The organism is Streptomyces sp. NPDC057543 (genome assembly GCF_042801895.1).
Classification (GTDB): Bacteria; Actinomycetota; Actinomycetes; order Streptomycetales; family Streptomycetaceae; genus Streptomyces.
The window spans coordinates 1-4,867 of sequence record NZ_JBHVFF010000433.1; the positions used below are offsets into that span (position 1 = coordinate 1).

Below are 4,867 nucleotides of genomic sequence, written 5' to 3' on the forward strand. Positions count from 1 at the left end.
GGTATCGGGGGTGCCCCGGAGCGTCAGGCTCCGGCGGCGATCTGCGCGAGGCGGCGGGCCTCGTCCCGGGTGGCGCGGGCGATGGCGTCCTCGTCCGCGGTGATCAGGTGGTTGTCCTCGACGACGGGCTTGCCGTTGACGAGGGAGAGGGTGACGGGGGCCGCGGCGCCGAAGACGAGTGCGGTCACCGGGTCGGCGATGGAGGCGTGCGCGAGGGTGTCCAGCTTCCAGAGCACCAGGTCGGCGAGCTTGCCGGGCTCCAGGGAGCCGATCTGGTCGGCGCGGCCGAGTACCTGCGCGCCGCCGTACGTGCCCAGGCGCAGGGCCTGACGGGCGTTCAGGGCCTTTTCACGGTGGGCACCGAGGCGGTTGATGAGGAGGGCGTTGCGCAGTTCGGTGTGGAGTTCGCCGGACTCGTTGGAGGCGGTGCCGTCGACGCCCAGGCCGACCGGGACGCCCGCGGCGAGCATGTCGGGCACCCGGGCGATGCCCGCGGCGAGCCGCGCGTTGGACGAGGGGCAGTGCGCGACGCCCGTTCCGGTGCGGGCGAAGGCCGCGATGTCGGAGTCGTTCATGTGGACGCAGTGCGCCATCCATACGTCTTCGCCGAGCCAGCCGGTCGACTCGAAGTAGTCGGTCGGGCCCATCGCGAACAGCTCGTGGCAGAACTTCTCCTCCTCCACGGTCTCCGAGCCGTGGGTGTGCATGCGCACTCCCTTGCGACGGGCCAACTCGGCGCCCTGTCGCAGTAGTTCGGTGGAGATGGAGAACGGGGAACAGGGTGCCGCGGCGACCTGGGTCATCGCGTCGAAGGAGGCGTCGTGGTGGGCGTCGATGGTCGCCTCGGTGCCGGCGAGCGCGCCGTCGAGGGTCTCCACGGCGAAGTCCGGCGGCAGCCCGCCGTCCTTCACGCTGCGGTCCATGGAGCCGCGGGCGAGGGTGAACCGTACGCCCATGTCCCGGGCGGCCCCGATGATGGCGCCGGACAGATCGCCGGATCCCCGCGGGTAGACGTAGTGGTGGTCCATGGCGGTGGTGACGCCGCCGCGGGCCATCATGGCGAGGGAGCCCTGTGCGGCGGCGCGGACCATCGGCTCGTCGATGCGCGCCCACGTCGGGTACAGCGCGACCAGCCAGTCGAACAGGTTGTGGTCGGTGGCGAGGCCGCGGGTGATCCACTGGTAGAAGTGGTGGTGCGTGTTGATCAGGCCGGGGGTGACCAGATGCCCGGTGCCGTCGATGCGGCGTACGACGTTCGCCAGGCCCTCGGGGGCCCGGCCCGCGCCGATGGACTCGATGCGGTTGCCCGCGACGACGACATGACCCGAGGCGTACTCGGTGTCGTCGGCGTCGACGGTCGCGATCGAGCAGTTCTCGATGACGATGCGTTCCACGTACTCAGGAGCTGCCGATGCTGCCATGGTGCTTCCTCTTCTTTTCCGGCGATACGGGCACGGCAGGACCCTAGGAGGATTTGAGTGCCACAGCCGGACGGCCGTGGGTGCCGAGATGGTGGAAGAACAGGTTGAGCAGGACCGCGACGAGCGCTCCGGCGCTGATGCCGGAGCCGAGCACGGTCTGTGCCCAGGACGGGAATCCCGCGTAGAAGCCGGGCGCGGCGAGCGGGATGATGCCCGCGCCGAGCGCGACGGCGACCAGGATGATGTTGGAGCTGTCGTCGAGTCCGGCCTCGGAGAGCGTACGGATGCCGCTCACCGCGATCGAGCCGAACAGCACGATGCCCGCACCGCCGAGCACGGGCATCGGCACGAGGGAGACGACCGCGCCGAGTACCGGGAAGGCGCCCAGCACCAGCAGCGCACCGCCCGCCGCCGCGACGACGTAGCGGCTACGCACCTTCGTCAGGGACACCACGCCGACGTTCTGCGCGAAGGCACTCGTCGGGAAGCCGCCGAAGACCGGGCCGAGCGCAGTGGCGATGCCGTCGGTGCGCAGTCCGCGGGTGATGGTCCGGCCGTCGGTGCGCCGGTCGCAGATCTCACCGAGCGCCAGCATTCCGGCGGCGGACTCCGTCATCAGGACGAGCATGACGATGCAGAGAGAGAGGATCGCGGCGGGCTTGAACTCGGGTGCGCCGAAGGCGAAGGGGGTGGGCAGGGCGGCGACCGGTGCGGACTTCAGCGCGGAGAAGTCGGTGAGTCCGAACGGGATGGCGACCAGGGTGCCGATCAACAGACCCATCAGCAGGGCGACTTGCTTGAGAAAACCGCGCCCGAACCGCTGGATCAGCAGAATGACGACGAGGGTGAAGGCGGCCAGTCCGAGGTACTTCATCGCACCGAAGTCGGCGGCGCCCTTGTCGCCGCCCTGCGCCCAGGACACCGGAACGGGCATCAGGGTGACGCCGATGAGGGTGATGACGACACCGGTGACGAGCGGCGGGAAGAAGCGGAGCAGCCGGCCGAAGAACGGCCCGACGGCCAGGCAGAACACTCCCGCGACGAGCACTGCCCCGTAGATCGCCGGGAGTTGGTGACCGGGTGCGGTGGTCTCGGCGATGGCGAGTATCGGGGCGATGCCGGCGGAGGACGCGGCGTTGACGAACGGCAGCCGGTTTCCGGCGAAGCCGCCGATGCCGAGGGTCTGCAGCATGGTGGCGCATCCGGCGATCAGGAGACTCGCCGCGATCAGCCGGGTCATGCCCGCCTGGTCGAGGCCGACGGCCTGGCCGATGATGAGCGGAGGAGTGACGACGCCCGCGTACATGGCGGCGATGTGCTGGAGCGCGGCGGGAACGAGCCGCGAGGGGCGGAGCTTTTCGTCCACCGGGTGGACCGAGGTCTCCGGTGGGGTGGGACACGGGCCTTCTGCTTCTGCCGGCCCAAGTGCAGGCTGTGTCATGGTGGTTCCTCCGGTCCGGCCGGTCCTCGCCCGGCTGTGCGCGGGCGGGGACCGGCTCAGCGCCGCGTCAGAGGTTGGTCATGTCGACCGGGATCTGCGGCTCGATCCCGTCCCGAAGGACGGTGGCCTCGATCAGGCCGTACGGGCGGTCCGCCGCGAAGTAGACCTCGTTGTCGTTCTTGAGCCCGAACGGCTCCAGATCCACGAGGAAGTGGTGGTTGTTCGGCAGTGAGAAGCGGATCTCGTCGATCTCGCTGCGGCTGTTGATGACGCGCGAACCCATCTGGTAGAGGGTCTGCTGCAGCGAGAGGGAGTACGTTTCGGCGAAGGCCTGCAGGATGTGCTTCTTGGCCTGCTCGTACGACTTCTCCCAGTTCGGCATCCGGTCGGCGTCGCTGGTCCAGTTGTAGCGCCAGGCCGCGGAGACGTCGGTGCACAGGATACGGTCGTACGCTTCCTTGAGCGTCGTGTACTTGTCCTTGACGTAGCCCCAGAACTCCGAGTTGGTGGAGTTCATGACCGTGAGGTCCTTCAGGCCGGAGATGATCTGCCACTTCTCACCGTCGAAGGTGATCTGCGTGGTGCGCAGCTCCTGACCCTTACGGGCGAAGGAGTGGTTGACCTCGTCCGAGCCGATGAACTTCGAGTTGTTGTCCGAGGTCGCGATGCGCTCCCAGGAGTACTCCTGGATCCGGATGCGCGCGATCTTGATCGGCTCCTGCGACGTCACGAAGTGACGGGCGAGGTGGATGCCGAACTGCTCGGCGGACTCGATGCCGTGCTCCTTGGCGAAGGCGAACACCGTGTTCTTGGTGGTGTCCGTGGGCAGGACGTTCGCGTTGGAGCCGGAGTAGTGCACGTCTTCCATGTCGCCCGAGAGGGCGACCGAGACGTTCAGGTCCTTGATGTGGTGGGTGTCGCCGTCCCGCGTGATCCTGACGACGCGGTTCTCTGCTTTGCCGTACTGGTTCTGGCCGAGAATCGTGGGCATTTCTGCTAGCTCCCTCGGTAAACGGAGTAGCCGAACGGGTTGAGCAGCAGCGGTACGTGATAGTGCTCGCCCGGGGTGACGGCGAATGTGATCGCCACCTCCGGGAAGAACGCACCGCTGTCCCTTACGCGGGGGGCGTCCTGCTGCGCCTCGGCTTGCTTCTGGCTGGTGAAGTACGACTCGGTGTCGAATACGAGCCGCACGTGGGTGGTGCCTTCCGGCAGGGCCGGCAGATCCTTGCAGCGCCCGTCCGCGTCGGTCGCGGATCCGCCGAGCGTCACATACGGTGCCTCGCCGCCGCTGCGGGCGGCCAGGGAGACGGTGACGGCTGCGGCGGGGCGGCCGGTACTGGTGTCCAGGATGTGGGTGGACACCGATGCGGTGGTGTCGGTGCTCAAGACCGTCACGCTCCTTGTTCTGAAAAGTCCTGCACGAGGCGGGTGAGCCGGATTCGATTGATCTTGCCCAGTTCGGAGCGCACGATCCCGCGCTCCTGCTCGGGCGAGTTCCCGATCCGGGACTTCACCGCGTCGCGCATCTGCTCACCGGTGGCTCCGGTGGCGCAGATCAGGAAGACGTGTCCGAACCGTTCCTGGTAGGCCAGGTTCAGTTCGAGCATCTCGGCCTTGAGTTCCTCGGAGGCGCCGGCCATGCCCCGCTGTTCGCGGGAGGAGGTCGGGTCTCCGGGCTTCGGGCGGCCGATCGGCGGGTGACCGGCCATCGCGTCGGCCAGATCCTCCGGCCTCAGCGCGGCCGTGGCGGCATCACTGGCGGAGAGAAGGGCTTCTGCGGTGGTGTACGGGCGTCGGGAGAGGATCACTCTTCCCCAGGCCGCACTGGCGCACACCTCGTGCAACGCGGTGGTGGCCTCGTCGTCCGCCAGGGTGTTGAACCGGGCCAGGCCCGGCGTGGAGCTCGAAGTCACGGGAGCCTCCGTGGCTGATTCTGCTGTGCGTCGCTCGGCGTCGCGTCGGTCGGGCTGCGGATAGCTAACGCCCTCCACAACACCACGTC

5 protein-coding genes are annotated in these 4,867 nt (G+C 68.4%); all 5 read right to left on the reverse strand.

Features of this window, described 5'->3' with window-relative positions:
* Positions 1-23: 23 nt before the first annotated feature.
* The 5 genes from ACFU8Q_RS39030 to uraD all read right to left on the reverse strand — a co-directional run bounded on the left by ACFU8Q_RS39030 (position 24) and on the right by uraD (position 4,778).
* Positions 24-1,421, reverse strand: a complete 1,398-nt coding sequence (locus ACFU8Q_RS39030) for an 8-oxoguanine deaminase (RefSeq protein ID WP_384464214.1) — start codon at positions 1,419-1,421, stop codon at positions 24-26.
* A gap of 43 nt (positions 1,422-1,464) precedes the next feature.
* Entirely contained in the window at positions 1,465-2,862 is a 1,398-nt protein-coding gene (locus ACFU8Q_RS39035) for a nucleobase:cation symporter-2 family protein (protein ID WP_384464217.1), read from the reverse strand.
* Between the two features lie 67 nt (positions 2,863-2,929).
* The gene (gene pucL / locus ACFU8Q_RS39040; protein ID WP_384464220.1) at positions 2,930-3,853 is read right to left on the reverse strand and encodes a factor-independent urate hydroxylase; all 924 of its coding nucleotides are present in this window, start codon (positions 3,851-3,853) and stop codon (positions 2,930-2,932) included.
* A 5-nt stretch (positions 3,854-3,858) separates the two neighbouring features.
* Positions 3,859-4,251, reverse strand: coding sequence for a hydroxyisourate hydrolase (uraH, locus tag ACFU8Q_RS39045; RefSeq protein WP_384464223.1), 393 nt, complete (start codon positions 4,249-4,251; stop codon positions 3,859-3,861).
* A gap of 5 nt (positions 4,252-4,256) precedes the next feature.
* Complete coding sequence (gene uraD / locus ACFU8Q_RS39050; protein ID WP_384464226.1) at positions 4,257-4,778, reverse strand: 2-oxo-4-hydroxy-4-carboxy-5-ureidoimidazoline decarboxylase; 522 nt, start codon at positions 4,776-4,778, stop codon at positions 4,257-4,259.
* Positions 4,779-4,867: the final 89 nt, after the last annotated feature.

Excerpts from the sequence above, each read along its gene's own strand:
- ACFU8Q_RS39030 (WP_384464214.1), bottom strand. The coding sequence starts at position 1,421 with ATGGCAGCATCGGCAGCTCCTGAGTACGTGGAACGCATCGTCATCGAG.
- ACFU8Q_RS39035 (WP_384464217.1), bottom strand. The coding sequence starts at position 2,862 with ATGACACAGCCTGCACTTGGGCCGGCAGAAGCAGAAGGCCCGTGTCCC.
- pucL (WP_384464220.1), bottom strand. The coding sequence starts at position 3,853 with ATGCCCACGATTCTCGGCCAGAACCAGTACGGCAAAGCAGAGAACCGC.